The organism is Natronorubrum bangense (assembly GCF_004799645.1).
Classification (GTDB): Archaea; Halobacteriota; Halobacteria; order Halobacteriales; family Natrialbaceae; genus Natronorubrum; species Natronorubrum bangense.
Map to the genome: position 1 here is coordinate 183471 of NZ_CP031305.1, position 17274 is coordinate 200744.

The window sequence follows — 17274 nt, forward strand, 5'->3', positions numbered from 1 at the left end:
GTGGGCGACTCGAGATTGCCGTGACCTTACTCTTCGTCCTCCTCCTCGCGGTCGTCAAGGAACTCGTGGGCCTGTTCTAAGATTTCGCGTGGCCCGTCCTGTGTGACGGTGTTGACTGCCTGCTCGTAGTCGCGCCACTGGAGGTCCCGATGTTCGTTTGATAGCTCCGCACTGGCCTCGAACGATTTCGCAATAAAGAGGTGAACGGTCTTGTGGATCGTCGTGCCGTTTGCCTCGAAGACGTAGTTGTAGTCCTCACGAAAGCCGTCGAGAAGCCGGAACTGCTCGATACCTGCCTCTTCCTTTACTTCGCGGATCGCCGTCTGCTGTAGCTCTTCATCTCCTTCGACACCGCCCTTGGGAAACTCCCAATCGCCTGGGCGGCTCTTGAGTAGAAGATACTCGCGCCGGCCCCGCGTATCGCGGAAGAGGATCGCGCCTGCGCTCGTAGCTTCGACTGCCATTATCTGGAATAATAGGTGCGACGTTAAGAGAATATCGGACTGTTCGTCCAACGGATATCCCGATCAGTGGAACGATGTCTACGAGTTTTCGGCCGACGTGTCTGAATTTGTCCACCGCTCTGTGAATGAACTGGGCGTATCTCAGCAAGTTTTTACGCACCGGCCGTTGACAAATGGACAGCACAACTATGACCTTCGTTACCCGCCTCACGCTCCAGAGCGGCGATCGAGCCGCTCTGGATGGGATCGTCGAAGACATCAAATCTACCGCCGAGCGCAAGGGAGCTGCTCTGAAAGGGCCCCACTCCCATCCGCCCGAGAAATTTTCCGTGCCCCAGCGGTGTCGGCTCCACGCCGACGACGATCGGCAGTTCTCTTCGTGGCAGTATACGGTGTTCACCCGCGAGCTCGAGATTCACGGCCACGACAACCTCGCGCGCAATATTGCCGAGCAGAACTTCCCGGATTCGGTCCACATCGAGGCGGAAGTCGAGCACGTTCGTGGCGTCGGCCGTGGCAACTAACGCCTGAGACGCGACCCCTCTTACGTTGGCTTGTTGCTTTTATCCGCTCGAGCCAAACAGTCGGGCAATGTATACGGGCAAGACCGAGAAGCCCTGCTGTCTCTGTGAAACCGGTGATATCGACCACCGAATCGATCTGCCGCCGCGAGTGATTCAACAGCTAAAACACGGCGAAGCCATCGCCTGGCAGGACGTCGTCGGTGAGGTATCACTGTACTTTTGTGACCGAGACTGGGAGACGGTCTGTGATCTCGTCCTCGAGACCGGAATGACGCCGTTGCCTCGGTGTAACGCCGCCCGTGCCTCCTTCGATCTCCGAGAGGACTTCGAGGCGTTCACCAACCGAACGAAAGACGTGCCCGACCACCAGCCCATCGAAGAGCGATTCTGGACCGACAGCCAGCAGATTCTCGCGGGCGACACCGAGTATCCCCCATCTGACCGGGAGCTCGTCCAAGCCCGGGTCGTCACGTGGGCGCTCGAAGACCTCGAGGCCCCCATCGCGCGGGGGGAGCCCGGGACCGCACAGCAAGAGTAAGCGGAGCGCGCGGCTGCCGGACACTGATTTTCAGTGGTAACTATAGGATCTGTCGTCTAACGAGTGGGTATGGCACTCACCGAATCGGACCGCATCTCGCTGCGCCGGGACCTCCACCGCCGGCCCGAACCCGCCTGGTGTGAGTTTTATACCACTGCACGACTCGCCGAGGAACTCAAGTCACAACTCGACCTCGACGCGCTCCACGTCGGCCCCGACGCCATCGCGGGCGACCACCGGATGGCCGTCCCCGACGAGGCCGAACTGGCCTACTGGTACGACCGCGCCCGCGAGGCCGGCGTCGACGAGGCGGTTCTCGAGTCGCTCGAAGGCGGCTACACGGGCCTCGTCGCCGTCCTCGAGCGCGGCGAGGGACCCACTGTGGGTCTCCGGGTCGACATCGACGGGCTGCCGGTCGAGGAATCCGACGACGCGGCCCACGAACCCGCTGCGGAGGGGTTCCGATCCGAGTACGAGGGGGCGATGCACGCCTGCGGCCACGACGCCCACGCGACGATCGGCGTCGGCGTCCTCGAGCGAATCGCCGAGAGCGGTGAGTTTTCTGGCACGCTGAAGGTCTTTTTCCAGCCCGCTGAAGAGGTCGTCGGCGGCGGGAAGTCGATGGCCAAAAGCGACCACATTCAGGACGTCGACCACCTGCTGGCGCTCCATATCGGCCTCGATCATCCCACTGGCGAAATCGTCGCTGGTATCGACGGCTTTCTCGCCGTTCGCCACCTCGAGGCCGAGTTCACCGGCGAGTCGTCTCACGCTGGCGGCCATCCCGAGCAGGGGCGAAACGCCGTGCAGGCGATGGCGACAGCCGTCCAGAACCTCTACGGCATCCCCCGACACAACGACGGCAAAACGCGAGTCAACGCGGGCGTCGTCGAGGGCGGGACGGCCGCCAACGTCATCCCGGAGGAGGCACGGATCCTCGCCGAAGTTCGCGGCGAGACGACTGAGCTGATGGAGTACATGCACAGCAAGGCACGCCACGTGGTCCGCAGCGCGGCCGAGATGCACGAGTGTACGGTCGACTTCGCTATCGGCGCGGAAGCTCCGAGCGCGACGAGCGATCAGGAACTCGTCGACATCGTCGCCGACGTCGCGGGACGGACCGAGGGCGTCGAGCGCGTGCTCGAGCGCGACGAACTCGGCGGCAGCGAGGACGCGACGTTCCTGATGCAAGCGGTCCAGGAAAACGGCGGTACCGCCTGTTATGTTGGCATCGGCACGGACCACCCCGGCGGTCACCACACCCCGACGTTCGATGTCGACGAGGCGAGTGTCGCCCATGGTGTCGACGTGATCGCCGGCACGATCGAGCGGATCGGCCAAAGAGGGTTCTAAGCGGCAGCGCATCGGGACGTGGGGTTCGGAAAAAAGCGAATCAGTTGTCGTCGGCTGGCAACCGGCGGTCCGAGGTGGCCTGTCGATCAGTACCCGTCGTCGTCATCATCGTGACCATCGTCATCGTCGTGACCGTCGTCATCGTCGTAGCCATCGTCGTCGTCGTGACCGTCGTCATCGTCGTGATGTTCAGCATCGACCACGACCTCGAGGTCGAACGGTTCGTCTGCCGGCGCAGCCTCGGGCTCTAAGTAACCGACAGCAAAGGCCGAGTAGACGGTGCCGGCCATCGGTTCGACGTCGAAGGTTGCGACGACGTCGCCGTCGTTGTCCTCGGTCGCGGGTCGGACCTCGAGGGTGTACATGTCAGGGGGGACCTCGACGGCTGCAGCGTCGCCGAAGGCAGCGTCCTCGAACAGTACCGTCTCGCCGTCGCCGGCCGTGACATCGACGGCGGGCGCATCTGGCGAGGCGTGGACGAGTCTGATGCGGGCGTCCTCACCGGGGTCGCTCAGGTCATCCTCGAGTACTGCGGGTGCAAACGGCTGATTCTCATCCTCTGCGAGTTCGCCGAGGGCGGCGATCGTGTAGTCGCCGTCACCGACCTCAACGTCGTCATCGAAGACGACGGTGTCGGGGTCGCCTGCGGCCGTGATCATGACCCCGTACGTCTCGGGGGCGAGCTCGAGATAGTCGCTGACGGCCCGATAGGGGACGTCCTCGAGGACGGCGTCGCCGTCGACATAGACGTCGACGTTTGGCGCATCAGGCGAGAGGTGAGCAACGCGGACGCCTGCGTCATGGTCGTCCATCGCTCCGTTCTCGGCGTCGTCATCGTGGTCGTCAGCCATCCCATCATCGTCCGTTCCATCGTCGCCACCCAGACAGCCCGCGAGGCCGATGACCCCAGTGGCTCCGATCAGTGACAGTGCGCGTCGGCGTGTGTGTTGTTGTACCATCGAGACAGTGTAGCCTACCAACAAGAATAACCAGAGTCCCTAACAGAGTAGGTTTTTGGCCAGTTAGTATTTATATCATGTCGCCATTAACGTCTGTGTGTCGAGCTGTTGTATCGCTGGTGACACGACAGTTCGCTCGAAATTCCCGGTCAAAAAGGGGTGAGATGTGGGGACAAAAACGGTACCCAGCAAACCGACTGTGAGGTCAGTACTTGGGATCAGCGCCAGTCGTCTCGTACACCTGTTCCATCAGGTCGTCGCGGCGTTCCTGCCAGTGCTCGAGGGCGGCGGGATGGTGAGGATAGGCCTCGTAGAGTTCGAGCAGGTCGTCGGCCCGGCGCTTGGTCTGGAAGAAGTTCCAGATCGTGCCCCAGTGGCCACGGCTGTTGTACAGGCTTTCTGCGGCAAGTTTCGGGCCGATGCTCGTACTCCCCGAGTACAGCGCCTCCGCGAGTTTCTCGCCGGGCATCGCGGCGAGCAGCCCCATCAGGTCGTCGACGTCGATGGCCGTCGAGAGGATGTTGTAGACGTCCAAGGCGGCATACCGTGCGCCGAAGTGGTCCATGACGCGCTCGTTGTACTCCCAGAGGGTTTTCTCGCCGACGTCGCCGGTCTCGAGACCCTTGATCGCGGCTTCGGCGGCGTACTTGCCGGCGTAGGCAGCGCCGGCGATGCCACCGCCAGTCGTCGGGTTGACGTGGCCGGCAGCGTCGCCAACGGCCATGTAGCCCGGATGGACCGCGGAGTCGTACGGTCGCCGGGTCGGGAGGGCCGCGCCGAGTTTGTCCTCGACTTCCGCGCCAGCGAACTCCGGCCGGTTCTCGAGGTCACGTTTGAGGTCGTCGACGAGTTTCATCGGCTCTTCGGTCATCTGGAAGCCCAGTCCGGCGTTGATTTCGGTGTCGGTGCGGGGAAAATACCAGAGATAGCCCGCCGCGCGTTCGGTTGGCTTGAAGACGAGGGCGTCGTCCCACTCGACGGGTTCGTCGACGTGGACGATTTCGCGGTAGGCCGAACAGAAGTGGCTGTAGTTGACGTTCGTATCGAACGTCGACTCCGAGAAGTCGACGTGATCTTGGAGGACCGAGAGCGAGCCGGCGGCGTCGATGACGACCGCTGCCTCGTATGTTCGGGGCTCACCCTTCCGGATCGCTTCGACACCCGTCACGCGGCCGTCATCAGTCTGCGTGACGTTGTTGACGACCGTATCGTAGTGAAAGTCGACACCGACGGCTTCGGCTCCCTCGATGATGCGGCGGCCGTACTCCCAGCGATCGATAACGGCCAGTTCGCCGGGAATCGGAATCTCGAGGACGGTATCCTCCTGTGGGATTTCGAACCGGCCGTGGTCGACGCCCGTGTTCGTAAACGCGGGCTCGAGTTTCGATTTGGGGATCGCCTCGGGGAAGGAATCAGCGCCTTTCAGTGCGTCGCCACAGGCGATGTGGCCTGCTTCGTCCTCGGTTTTGCGCTCGAGGATGACGACGTCGTAGTCTGCTCGTGCGATAGTCGCGGCGGCATAACAGCCCGCCGTTCCGGCACCGACGACGACCACGTCCGGCGACTGGGTCTGTGTCGTGGCGGCGGCCGACTGCTCCTGCGTACTCATATCAACAGTGTGCACACCGCGGTAAGAAAACGTTTTATGGTCGGTTCGTCGGATTGTCGGTCGCTATTTCACGATCCGGGGTGGGTCGACGCGTCGTCGACCGGACGGCGACGCCGTCGGTCGGCTCCGAAACGCTCGTCTCGCTACGGTGAAATAAAGAGTTTTAGTGAGGTCGGCCGTACCGAGCGGTATGACCGAGTACACGATCGAGTTCGTCGGGACGGGGGAGACCATTACCTGTTCGGACAAAGAGACGATTCTGAGTCGCTGTCTCGAGGCGGGGATCGCCCAGGAGTACTCCTGCCGTGTTGGGATGTGTCTGGCCTGTTCAGCCGAGATCCTTGAGGGAGAGGTCACCCAGCCCGCAGCGCGCGGTCTGACAGACGAAGAGGCCGAACGCTATGCGCTGACCTGTATGGCACGGCCCCAGTCGGATCTGAAACTCGATCGTGGCACGTACCCACCGAGTATCGAGGGTGACCTCGAGGCCGGCGAGTCGAGCGACGCGGCGCCCGCAGACGACTAACTGCCATCCGTCCCGGAACCAGCCCGGCGACACTCGCTTTTTTCGATGAGATACGCGGCAACGTGGCAAAGCCGTGACGGGTACGGCTTCAGCGTGAGGGTGGCCCGCCCGGTCATCCGTGAGACCGCCGTGTTTCGGTCCGGCCAGACCAGCAACCGACTTCGGAACGGACTGCAGTCGGTCGTTACTGGGCCAAGAACGCGGCCGTCGCTGACTGACGTTTCGACGGTCGGTTTCGGAGCCGGACATTGCACTACTAGAAACGTCTATACGTTGTACGCCAGTAACCCACCGACCACGTATGCAACTCGGCGAAGCCGAAGCGGACGAACGCCCCGACTCGAGGGCGGCGCGGTACTTCCAACACGCGACGAGCGGTCACTGGGATCCATATGCGATCGACATCGAACAGGACCGCGAGACGCTGGTCGACCTCGGCCGACGCCCGTTCACCCAGTTTCGCGCGACGGTCGCAATGTTCGGGGCCGGCGAGGAGGCCGTCGTCGACGATCTGCTCCCGCTTGCGACGGTGCTCGAGGCCGACGACGACCAGCGGTTCGTCGCCAGCCACCTCTACGAAGAGGCCAGACACGCGGCCTTCTTCGATCGCTACTGGACGGACGTAATCAATCCCGTCGAGGAGATCCGCGGCCTCGAGCCGACCGACCCCACCGCCGATCGCTGGTTTCCAGACGCCTACGTGGAGATTTTCGATCGGACGGAGACCGCGATGGGGAGACTCCTCGAGGCCGACACGCCCGAAAACCGCGCGGTGGCGTACGCACACTATCACCTGACGATCGAAGGCGTGTTCGCCCAGGTCGGGTTCCGTGCCATTCGGGAGACGTTCGGCCCCGAAACCGACGGGCCGACGGTACACGGACTCACCGAGGGGTTCGAGCACATCCGGCGTGACGAGGGTCGACACGTCGGCTTCGGCCTCGCGAAACTCGAGGCGCTGCTTGCCTCGGGCGCGGTCGATCGGGAGCGGATCGAAGACGTCGTCTCGACGCTGGCCCCGCTGATCGACGACATCGCCGGACAGATGGGGTGGAAACGACTACCGGGGCCGTCGGGAGAGGAACTCGTGACTGACGCGGCCGAGCAACGAGCGAAGCGACTTGAGCAACTGACGACGGAGACAGCACGGGAGCCTGAAAGTGATTCCGCGGATCGAAATGGGGGACGATAGGATGGACGCTATCGAGATCACCGAGTACGGGGACAGCGACGTGCTCACGCTCACGGAACGGGAGCCACCCGCGGCCAGCGACGGCGAGATCCGCATCGACGTCGGCGCTGCCGGCGTGAACTTCGCCGACATCGAACAGCGTCGTGGGACCTATCCCGACGGGCCGTCTCCGTCGTTCGTCCCCGGCCTCGAGGTCGCCGGAACGGTCGCGGCGGCTCCGGAGGAAGCAGCCGTTGACGTCGGCGACCGTGTCGCGGCACTGGCCTCGAGCGGCGGATACGCCGAGGTGGCGACCGCGCCGGTCGAGCGAACAGTTCCAGTGCCGGACTCGTTGTCGCTCCGCGAGGCGGTCGCGATCCCAGTCCAGGGACTGACCGCGCACAACGCCCTCCACGAGTGGGGCGGGCTGGAGACCGGTGAGTGCGTGCTGATCCACGCCGCCGCGGGCGGGGTCGGCTCGCTCGCCGTCCAGTTGGCCGCCGTCGCGGACGCGGAGGTCTTCGCTACTGCGAGCACCGACGCGAAACGCGACCTCGCGCGAGAGCTCGGCGCCGATCACGCGATCGACTACACCGAAACCGACGTCGCGGCGGCAATCGACGACCGGACCGACGGCGACGGCGTCGATCTCGTCCTCGACGGCGTCGGTGGTGACGCCTTCGCCGCGAGCCTCGAGGCGCTCGCTCCCGCCGGACGGATCGTCTCCTTTGGCATGGCCAGCAGCTCGGTACCGACAGTGGCGACGCCGCGGCTGTTCTTCGAGAACCAGTCGGTCATCGGCTATCACCTCGAGCACGCACTCGAACACGTCCCCGACCGCGTCCACACGGCGCTACCGGAACTGACCGAGCACCTCGCTGCCGGTCGGATCGAGGCCGTCGTCGACGAGACGTTCCCCCTGTCGGCGGCGGCGCGGGCTCACGACGCGCTGGCAGATCGTGAGACCGTCGGGAAGGTCGTGCTCGAGCCGTGACCTCGGCAGGACTGCGGCTCGTAAACGGATCGATTTTTCACGGTTGACGAGAAAGCAAGCGGACATGTCCAACGCGACCGAGATAGCGAACCAACTCGAGGAGATCATCGCCGACAGACTTCGCGTCGACCGGGACGCGTTCGACGAGACGACCGAGTTCGAGGACGAACCGCTCGACGCAGAGTCGCTCGACATGGTCGAACTCGCTGAAGCGATCGAGGCGGAGGTCGGCGTCCACATCCCCGATGACGACCTCGCGGAGATCGAGACGGTCGGCGACCTCCGAACGTACGTCACGGCACGCGTCTGAATGGGACGAGACGTCGTCGTAACCGGCGTGGGGTTGGTGACGCCGCTGGGCGAAACCGCCGACGAAACCTGGAGGGAACTCCGCTCTGGAGTCACTACTGCAGGTCCGATCACGCGATTCGATCCCGACGGGGCGGGGATCCGATCGCGGATCGCGTGTAAAATCGGGGGCGACCCAGTGGCGACGGGAGACGAGTGGATCGACGAGCGAACGATGGGCCGCTACGCCGAACTCGCCGTCGCCGCGGCCGCGGAGGCGATCGAAGACGCTGGCTTCGATCCCGACGACCCCGACTGGCGGCCCGAGCGAGCCGCGACCAGTATCGCGTCGGCCTTCGCCGGCCTGCCGGAGCTCGAGTCGGCAGCCGGCAGCCGTCCGTCGCCGCGGTTTCTCATCACCGCGCTCGCGAATCTGGCGGCCGGTCACGTCAGCATGTCGTTCGATCTGCAAGGCCCGAACCGCTCGCCCGCGACGGCCTGTGCGGCTGGCACGCACGCGATCGCTGACGCGGTCACGGACATCCGAACCGGCCGTGCCGACGTCGCGGTCGCCGGCGGAACCGACGCACCGATCTCCCCGCTCGGCGTCGGGAGCTTCGACGCGATGCGGGCGCTTAGCACCCGCAACGACGAGCCCGAGCGGGCGAGCCGCCCGTTCGACGCCGACCGGGACGGGTTCGTCCTCGCCGAGGGCAGTGGGATTCTCCTCCTCGAGGCCAGAGATCACGCCGCCGAACGCGGGGCGAGGCCGTACGCCGCGGTCACGGGAACCGGGCTGACCGGCGACGCACACCATCCGACACGGCCGGCCGAGGGCGGTCGGGGTCTCCGGCGATGTCTCGAGCGCGCGCTCACCGACGCCGGGTGCGAGCCGGCCGCCGTTGATCACGTCAACGCCCACGGGACGAGCACACCGACGGGTGACGCTCGCGAGGCCGACGCGCTCCGGACGCTCTTCGATACGGTGCCACCGGTCACGAGCACCAAGGGGTCACTCGGCCACACTCTCGGCGGTGCCGGAGCGATAGAGAGTGCGATCCTCGCGCGTTCGATCGCCGAGGGAACGATTCCGCCGACGGCGAACTACGAGACGCCGGATCCGGCGTGTGACATCCCGATCGTGGCCGAGACCCGCGAGACGACTCTCGAGGTCGCTGTGACCACATCGGCGGGTTTTGGCGGGACCAACGGCGCGCTCGTCTTCGAACGCGTGTGACAATGAATGGAACCGACAGCGACGACGAACCGGACGACGAATCCGCCGCGGCTCTCGACGACACCGGTACGTTGGCGGCCGTCGCCGCACTCGAGTCCCACGGTGTCGAAGCCGGTGGTTCCGCTCCCGTCGTCCGACACGGCATCGACATCGTCTCGATCGGCCGCATCGCCGATCTCCTCGCGGAGTTCGGGGCGTCGTTTCGCAGTCGGGCGTTTACCGATGCGGAGCGAGCCTACTGCGAGGGCAAGGGCGAGCCAGCACAACACTACGCCGCCCGGTGGGCGGCCAAGGAGGCCTTCTGTAAGGTCCTCGCCGAGGAATCGCCGGCGATCTCGCTCGATTCGGTCGAAGTCATTCGCGACGTGACCGGTCCGCGACTCGCGCTCGAGTCGCCCGCCGCCGAGACGCTCGCGGCGTCTCTCGAACAGGAGGGGATCGATCCCGGCGCCGTGGCGATCGACGTCTCGCTCAGCCACGACCGGAGCGTCGGCTACGCCGTCGGTTCGGTGACCGTCGTCGGGATCGAGAACGGATTCCGATGCGATCGACCTACTGATGGAACTACTGATATATGACAGAGACGGACGAAACGACGACGCTTACGGACACGGCGTTTGTCTTCCCCGGCCAGGGGAGCCAACGCCCCGGAATGGCACAGCCCTTCTACGACGCGTGGCCGGAGACACGAGCCGCGTTCGACGCCCTCGATTCGGCCCTCGAGATCGATCTCTCCGATCGGTGTTTTCGCGACGGACTCGAGGAACTCACGCGACCGCAAAACGCACAGCCAGCGCTGCTGGCGGCCGGATACGCGACGTCTGTCGGCATCGCTTCTCGGTTCGGCGTCGAGCCGGCGTACGTCGCCGGCCACAGCCTGGGCCAGTTCACGTCGCTTGCGGTCGCGGGCGCGGCGTCGCCGACCGACCTCGTCGACGTCGTTCGCCGGCGCGGCACGTTCATGGAACGGGCCGAACGCGACGCAGGTCCCGGGACGATGATGGCGGTCCTGCTCGTCGACCGAGCGACCGTCGCCGACGTCTGTCGCGACCGCGACGACGTCGGCGTCGCGCTGTACAACAGCCCACGACAGACCGTGATCAGCGGGACGATCGACGGAGTCGACGCCGTTCGGAACGCCCTCGACGACACCGCCGCGCGATTTCGCGAACTTGAGGTCGGCGCGGCGTTTCACTCGCCGGTGATGGTATCGGCAGTCGAGCCCGTCGAAGACGTGATGGCGTCGCTGTCGATGTGCGAGGCGTCGATTCCGATCGTCTCGGACGTCTCGAACGAGGTCTACACCGACCCGGCCGTCGCCCGTCGGGATCTCACGACACAGATCACCGCGCCCGTCGACTGGGTCGGTGTCGTCGAGACGCTGAAACGCCGCGGCGTCGACCGGTACGTCGGGTTCCCGCCGACCGGCGTCCTCTCGAGTCTCGTCGAACGAATCCATCCGGACGCGGAGTGTGACGCACTCGAGACGCCCGCCGACGCGCGAGAGGTGTTCGCCTGATGGCCGCGTTCCGTGACGAGGTGGCCATCGTCACCGGCGGCACCCGTGGGATCGGTCGCGCCGTCGCGGAGCGCTTTGCCGACGGCGGTGGGACGGTGATCGCCACCTACCACGCCGACGACGAGGCGGCCGACCGAACGCGCGACGCGCTGGCGGCGTATCCGACCGAGACCGCGGTCGAACGGTGCGATGTGACCGACTTCGACGCGGTCGCGGCGATGTTCGAGACGGTTACCGAGCGGTACGGGCCGCCGACGATCCTCGTGAACAACGCCGGGGTGATGGACAACGGCCTGCTAGTTCGGATGACCCCCGAGCAGTGGCGACGCGTTCTCGAGACGAACCTCTTCGGGCCGTTCTACTGTACACGCGAGGCGGCGCGGTCGATGCTTCGAAACGGCGGCGGGCGGGTCGTCAACGTCGCGAGTGTCGCGGCACGACGTGGTTGGGCGGGGCAGGCCAACTACGCCGCGAGCAAGGCTGGACTCATCGGACTGACTCGCGCCGCCGCGCGAGAACTCGGTGGGAAAGACATCCGCGTCAACGCCGTCGCGCCGGGGTACACCGACACCGGTTTGCTGGAAGACGTCGCCGACTACGAGACGCTCGTCGAGGACCGAACCGCGAGCGGACGGGTTGGAACCCCAGAAGAAATCGCCGACGCGATTGCGTTCCTGGCCAGCGACGCCGCGTCGTACGTCAACGGCGAGGTGCTCAGAGTCGACGACGGACTGCTCGGCTGAGACGAGTCAGAGTCAAGCGACGCGGCGCAACCACCGGATGCGGACGACTGGCGGAACGAGATCAACACTCGAGAACGATCCCACAGCGACGAGCGTCGAATCACTTCAGCTGACGAGCAACGCGCGGGTTTTCCGCTGTCGATACCCCAGCATTCCGCAACCGCACAATGAAACGAGTCGTGACGAGTTGTGAACTAATGGACTCCCGCTCGAGTTGGATCTCTCGTGTCGTTTTGAGAGTACCGATCAGTCGACGAAGTCGATGTCGTCGCCGCCTGCACCGGCTGGCTGGACGGCCTCGCCGTCGTGCTGGCCGTAGATCTGTGGTGATTCGACGCCCGTGACGACGATCATCGTTCGCATGCTGCCTTCGAGACTTTCGTCGATGGAGGTCCCCCAGATGATCCGCGCGTCGGGATCGATCCGGTCGTAGATCTCTTCGACGACGCCTTCGGCTTCCTCGATGGCCATGTCGTTGCCACCGGTGACGTTGACGAGCGCGGAACTCGCGCCGGAGATGTCGACGTCGAGCAGCGGCGAGCGAAGCGCAGTTTTGACCGAGTCCTGGGCTTTGGCTTCGGAGTCGGACTCGCCGAGGCCGATCATGGCGACACCGCCGCGTTCCATCACCGTTCGAACGTCGGCGAAGTCCAGGTTGACCAGGCCGGGTTTCGTGATGAGTTCCGTGATCCCTTTGACCGAGCGCATCAGCACCTCATCAGAGACTTTGAACGCCTGCCGGACGGGCAGTTTGCCGACCGAATCCAGCAGACGGTCGTTGGGGACGACGATGACGGTGTCGGAGACATCACGCAGCCGCTCTAAGCCAGCTTCAGCGTTCGTTCGGCGGACCTCTCCCTCAGCAGTAAACGGGGTCGTGACGATCGAAATCGTCAGTGCGCCGGCCTCGCGGGCCGCTTTGGCGACGACTGGTGCGGAGCCGGTTCCCGTCCCGCCACCGAGTCCTGCCGTAACGAAGACCATATCGGAGCCGTCGATCGCGTCGTAGATGTCCTGTTGACTCTCGAGAGCGGCTTCCTCGCCGACCTGTGGGAGCGAGCCGGCACCACGGCCGCCGGTTTTCTCTTCGCCCATCAGGATCTTCGTGTCGGCTTCGATCTCCACGAGGTGTTGCACGTCGGTGTTGGCGGCGACAAGCTTCGCACCGTGGATACCCTCTTCTTCCATGCGGTTGACGGTGTTACCACCGGCACCGCCACAGCCGACAACCGTAATGTCTGTCTGGAGGTCCTTGAGGACGTCCTCGAGCTGGTCGTCGGTCATCGTTCCTGTCCGCTGGGTGTTCGATTCGCTTCCGTTCGGCGACTGCCCGTCCTGTACAGTGTTGTCTTCGTGGGCCGTCGCCGACTCCCCGTCTTCGGCCTCGTCGATGGCGTCGTCGATGATGGAGTCCATTCTTGGCCCAATCTAAAAGATGGAGCATAATTACCTTTCCCCTACACGTCAGACGACTGTCTGACGCAGTCCGTCGAGCAACCACACCGAGCAGGTCGGTTCCGGATCCCGCTTCACGGCGGAGTAGACCGTGATTACCGTGTTGTTTGGGAGCCACTAAATCGGAAATCGGTCCGTCTGCTGGCTGCGAACTGTCTCGGGGCTGATCGTTTCGCCATCGACGGCGACGGCGTCACCGTTCGCGAGCGCGCCGAATTTCGGCCCCTCAGGAACGCCGATCTCGCGAGCGAGCGCCGGATCGAAACTCGTCCGTTCAGCGACGACGGCGTCGTCTTCGAGCGTGACCGTTTCGTATTTGTCCTCGAGGACACCCGCCAGTGCCTCGATGATGGCTCCTCTGGCAGTCGTTTCGCTCTCAGCCGCGATGGTCTGCGTAGCTGTCGTGTCTCCCGTGTTCGACGACTCTCCGTTGGAACTGGGAACCGCGACCTGCGAGCCAACCCGGATCCCGCCGTTTTCGGTCGTAAACGCGACGGTGGTCGCCTCGACGACCGTTCGTACCGCCTCCGGGTCGAGTCCCTCCGCAGCGTCGAGCAGTGCTGCCGGGAGTTCGACGACGGCAACCGACTCGGCAGCACAGTCGCCAAAGCGGACGCCGTCGTCGACGGCCCCAAGAGAAGATTCGACGGCATCGACGAGTTCGAGTGGTCGATCACCCACCTCGCGGAGCCAGGTCTCGCTGACGATCCGAACGCCAAGCTCCTCGAGCGTTTCCTCGAGCACCGGCCACTCGCCATCGAGAACGGCCATGTCGGTGTGGCTCGCGTCGAACGCCGCCTCGAGGACGTCACGGTGGGAAGAAGGATGACCCATCGCATCGAGCGCCCAGTCGGCTGCGATGTGGCCCACAGCCCACGGCGTTTCGCGGACGATGCGAGTAAAGCGAGGGGCGTAGTGGTTGCCGCCAAAGCCGACGACCTGTCGACACGGACTTGCGTCGCGACTCTCATGGCTCGAGCGCGAAGCGCTCTCGAGGCGGTCGCAGTGTGGGGAGACAGCTCGAAGCTCGAGAATCGCGCGGGCGACGGCCGCGGCACCGTTGGGGTCGTCCCACTGCTCGTCGCCACTGCCGAGTTCCGCAAACAGCGACGGACAGCCGACGTTGGTGGGGCCGTGGTGGGTACACTCCATCCCGACATCGTACTGCTCAGGGGCGTACTCGTCGAACGCGTCGAGGAGGTGTGCGAGTGCGTTCGGACACGCCTCGGCGACAGCATTGGCCTCGCCGCCGAACTCGGCTGGACCGAAGTTACCCGTGAAATGCCCTGTCAGCAGCGGCCCCGTATCGCCCGAATGGCGCGAGGCAAAGACGAGCACATCGGGGTCGCAGTCGAACGCTTCGACCGGGTGCTCGAGTTCGAGGTGAAAGTCGTCGAACGAGCGTAACTCGGCACCAGCGGTTCGGTAGTACGTGCCACCACCATCGGCTGCGGGCCGTGTGTCGTCGTCGACGACCTCCCAGTCGGCGAGTTCGCGGAGCTGGTCACAGATATGGACCGATGCGCGGTCGGCTCGACTCTCGACGATCGCGAGCGCAGTCATACTCGAGTGGGCGGTCTGGGGCCCAGTAACGCCGTCGGTTCTCGTTGCCGACTCGTCGAGCTGGCCGGAAATATCATACAGGCTATATGAAACCACCGTCGGTTTTTCAGTCGTGCGAATGGTAGCCGGGAGTACGAACAACCAGCGATGAACGTAGTTGACCACCCATGACCGATCCAGCACCGGATACGAGCAACGGCTCGGACGAGACGAGTGCAGCGTCGGCTGCGCTCGACTTTCCATCGGCGTTCAGCCTCGACGTTCAGCAGCTGACCGCGCTCATCAGTGCGTACGCCGTCTCCGTGCTCGATCCCGACGGACGTGTCGTGCGGTGGAACGAGGATGCCGTCCGGCTCACAGGGTATAACGAAGACGAGGTCACAGACACTCACTACCGGCTCTTCTTTCCACCGGAGAAACGCGAGGATGGCCGTCCAGAACGCCTTCTCGAGCAAGCGCGCACCGACGGACAGGCCACAGATGAAGGCTGGCGGCTTCGAAACGACGGAAGCCGGTTCTGGGTTCGTGAGGTGCTGGCACCCATCCGGGAGCGCGAGGGGAGTCTGACCGTTGGAGACGGCGGCGACTCTCAGACCGCCCCCCTTCGGGGGTACGTACGGATCGTCCACGATCGGACCGACGAGTACAGACGCGAACTGGAACTCCGCGAGGAGAAGGCGCTTACAGAGAGCATCTTCGAGGCCCAGCCGGACTTGCTCTATGCGTTCGATACGGACGGCAATCTCGTCCAGTGGAACGAACGGTTCGAGCAGGTCACCGGCTACGACCCCGACAAACTCGAGGGAATGAACGCCCTCGAGTTTGTCGTCCCGGAAGACCACGACCAGATCGGAGCGGCAATCGAGCGGGTGCTGGTCGATGGTGACCGTGTCGCCGCCGAAGCGCGAGTGCTGACAAACGACGGCGACGAGATTCCCGTCGAATTCAACAGCGCTCAGGTCGCCGGCACGGACGGGATCGTCTTCGGATTCACCGGTGTTGGCCGTGACATCAGTGATCGCAAAGCTCGTGAACGAGAACTCGAGCGCCTCGAGCGTCTCAACACCACGATACGGACGATCGACGAGACGATGGTCACGGCAGACACACAAGCGGCGGTCGAAACGGCAGTTGTCGAAGCGTTCGCAGCTGCTACACTCTATCAGTTTGCCGTCATCGGACAGGACGAGCCCGCGACGGGCGGCCAGCAGCCGGGCGAGCCGCGCTCGTGGGCAGGCGTCGACGCGACTGGTGCTGCTGACGTTCTCTCGCGGGTTCTCGACCCACCGGCCGACGGGCCGGAAGCGTCACCGATCGAAACCGAGAGCGTCCAGTGTTATCACTCGCTCCGTGAGAGTGCAGTCGATGCCTGGCGAGCCGATGCTCGAGAACGCGACTACGGCTCACTCGCAGCCGTTCCGATCACCGCAAGTGGCCGGACGTTCGGCGTGCTCGTTGTCGCTGCCACAGACGCGACGGCGTTCACCGACCGGGAACGAGAGGTGCTTCAGGAATTCGGCGCCACGGTCGGTCACGCGTTCAACGCAATGGCGGTTCGTCGCCTCCTCTATCTCGACACCGTCGTCGAACTCGAGTTCGAATCATCCGATCGACAAGATATCTGTATCGACCTCTCCGCCGAACTCGAGAGCGACGTCAGTCTCGATCACGTGCTGCCACTGACTGAGGGGGTGTTCGTCTACTACATCACCGTCACCGGCGTCGAACCGGCGAAGATTCGAGCGTTCGTCGACGATCACCCAAAGTTCGGAGAGCGTCGTCACATCGATACTAGCGGCGACGAGAGCCACTGGGAGTTCGTCGTTTACGGACCGACGATCACCGGCTTGCTGGCGGATTACAGCGCGCGAATACGGACACAGACCGTCGACAACGGTGTGTCGAACGTAGTCGTTCAGGTCAGTCCGGACATTCCCGTTCGCGGACTAGTCGAGGCGGTCACGGAGGCCTACCCCGACACGCAGCTGGTTTCGAAACGCACCGTCGAGCGGCCGATAGAAACGCGTGGTGGCTTTCGACGGCGCGTCCAAGAGAAGCTGACCGATAAACAACAGGCCGCTCTCGAGGCGGCCTACTACGGCGGGTACTTCGAGTGGCCGACGCGAAACAGCAACGCCGGCGAAATCGCTGAGCGGCTCGATATTGCTCGCCAGACGTTCCACCAACATCTCCGGGTTGCACAGGCGAAACTGCTCACGGCCTATTTTGAGGCTGGCGACACCAGTGGCGACGAGCGAGACGATTAAGACGGGCATCTATTTTGACGGACAGCGAAACCGCAAGCCGTCCAGCGACCGTGCCGGAGCTGCT

General features: G+C 64.4%; 17 protein-coding genes. 12 read left to right on the forward strand and 5 right to left on the reverse strand.

Features of this window, described 5'->3' with window-relative positions; translation table 11 throughout:
* Window positions 1-26: 26 nt before the first annotated feature.
* Window positions 27-464 carry a bis(5'-nucleosyl)-tetraphosphatase gene (locus DV706_RS00920; protein ID WP_006067857.1) on the reverse strand — a complete coding sequence of 146 codons (438 nt, stop codon included), beginning with the start codon at window positions 462-464 and terminating at the stop codon, window positions 27-29.
* Between the two features lie 188 nt (window positions 465-652).
* Between DV706_RS00920 and DV706_RS00925 the strand changes: the two genes are divergently transcribed.
* From DV706_RS00925 to DV706_RS00935, 3 genes are all read left to right on the forward strand, one after another.
* The gene (locus DV706_RS00925) at window positions 653-988 is read left to right on the forward strand and encodes an uS10/mL48 family ribosomal protein (protein ID WP_006067858.1); all 336 of its coding nucleotides are present in this window, start codon (window positions 653-655) and stop codon (window positions 986-988) included.
* A gap of 67 nt (window positions 989-1055) precedes the next feature.
* Window positions 1056-1526 (forward strand): hypothetical protein, encoded by a 471-nt coding sequence (locus tag DV706_RS00930; protein WP_006067859.1) that lies wholly within the window; start codon window positions 1056-1058, stop codon window positions 1524-1526.
* A 69-nt stretch (window positions 1527-1595) separates the two neighbouring features.
* Window positions 1596-2879 carry an amidohydrolase gene (locus DV706_RS00935; RefSeq protein WP_136350757.1) on the forward strand — a complete coding sequence of 428 codons (1284 nt, stop codon included), beginning with the start codon at window positions 1596-1598 and terminating at the stop codon, window positions 2877-2879.
* An 86-nt stretch (window positions 2880-2965) separates the two neighbouring features.
* Here the strand turns inward: DV706_RS00935 and DV706_RS00940 are convergent, their stop codons facing one another.
* Both DV706_RS00940 and DV706_RS00945 read right to left on the reverse strand, forming a co-directional pair.
* Window positions 2966-3838: a DUF4397 domain-containing protein gene (locus tag DV706_RS00940; RefSeq protein ID WP_006067861.1), complete on the reverse strand. Its 873-nt coding sequence runs from the start codon at window positions 3836-3838 to the stop codon at window positions 2966-2968.
* 205 nt (window positions 3839-4043) lie between these two features.
* Complete coding sequence (locus DV706_RS00945) at window positions 4044-5447, reverse strand: geranylgeranyl reductase family protein (protein ID WP_006067862.1); 1404 nt, start codon at window positions 5445-5447, stop codon at window positions 4044-4046.
* A gap of 190 nt (window positions 5448-5637) precedes the next feature.
* Between DV706_RS00945 and DV706_RS00950 the strand changes: the two genes are divergently transcribed.
* From DV706_RS00950 to DV706_RS00985, 8 genes are all read left to right on the forward strand, one after another.
* Complete coding sequence (locus DV706_RS00950; protein WP_006067863.1) at window positions 5638-5973, forward strand: 2Fe-2S iron-sulfur cluster-binding protein; 336 nt, start codon at window positions 5638-5640, stop codon at window positions 5971-5973.
* Window positions 5974-6274: 301 nt separating this feature from the next.
* Window positions 6275-7165 carry a ferritin family protein gene (locus tag DV706_RS00955; protein ID WP_006067864.1) on the forward strand — a complete coding sequence of 297 codons (891 nt, stop codon included), beginning with the start codon at window positions 6275-6277 and terminating at the stop codon, window positions 7163-7165.
* 1 nt (window position 7166) lies between these two features.
* Complete coding sequence (locus DV706_RS00960) at window positions 7167-8138, forward strand: quinone oxidoreductase family protein (protein ID WP_006067865.1); 972 nt, start codon at window positions 7167-7169, stop codon at window positions 8136-8138.
* Between the two features lie 64 nt (window positions 8139-8202).
* On the forward strand, window positions 8203-8448 hold the full coding sequence (locus tag DV706_RS00965; RefSeq protein ID WP_006067866.1) for an acyl carrier protein: 246 nt from the start codon (window positions 8203-8205) through the stop codon (window positions 8446-8448).
* On the forward strand, window positions 8449-9663 hold the full coding sequence (locus DV706_RS00970; RefSeq protein WP_006067867.1) for a beta-ketoacyl-[acyl-carrier-protein] synthase family protein: 1215 nt from the start codon (window positions 8449-8451) through the stop codon (window positions 9661-9663).
* A 2-nt stretch (window positions 9664-9665) separates the two neighbouring features.
* A complete protein-coding gene (locus tag DV706_RS00975) occupies window positions 9666-10241 on the forward strand; it encodes a holo-ACP synthase (RefSeq protein WP_006067868.1) in 576 nt (191 codons plus the stop codon).
* Window positions 10238-11182 carry an ACP S-malonyltransferase gene (locus tag DV706_RS00980; RefSeq protein ID WP_006067869.1) on the forward strand — a complete coding sequence of 315 codons (945 nt, stop codon included), beginning with the start codon at window positions 10238-10240 and terminating at the stop codon, window positions 11180-11182. Before DV706_RS00975 ends, DV706_RS00980 begins: the two co-directional genes overlap by 4 nt.
* On the forward strand, window positions 11182-11925 hold the full coding sequence (locus DV706_RS00985) for an SDR family NAD(P)-dependent oxidoreductase (RefSeq protein WP_006067870.1): 744 nt from the start codon (window positions 11182-11184) through the stop codon (window positions 11923-11925). Before DV706_RS00980 ends, DV706_RS00985 begins: the two co-directional genes overlap by 1 nt.
* 246 nt (window positions 11926-12171) lie before the next feature.
* Here the strand turns inward: DV706_RS00985 and ftsZ are convergent, their stop codons facing one another.
* Window positions 12172-13341, reverse strand: coding sequence for a cell division protein FtsZ (ftsZ, locus tag DV706_RS00990; RefSeq protein WP_136350758.1), 1170 nt, complete (start codon window positions 13339-13341; stop codon window positions 12172-12174).
* 156 nt (window positions 13342-13497) lie between these two features.
* On the reverse strand, window positions 13498-14943 hold the full coding sequence (locus DV706_RS00995) for a D-aminoacyl-tRNA deacylase (RefSeq protein WP_136350759.1): 1446 nt from the start codon (window positions 14941-14943) through the stop codon (window positions 13498-13500).
* A 167-nt stretch (window positions 14944-15110) separates the two neighbouring features.
* Here DV706_RS00995 and DV706_RS01000 point away from each other — a divergent pair, with 167 nt between their 5' ends.
* Complete coding sequence (locus DV706_RS01000; protein ID WP_006067873.1) at window positions 15111-17210, forward strand: bacterio-opsin activator domain-containing protein; 2100 nt, start codon at window positions 15111-15113, stop codon at window positions 17208-17210.
* The last annotated feature ends 64 nt before the right edge of the window (window positions 17211-17274 follow it).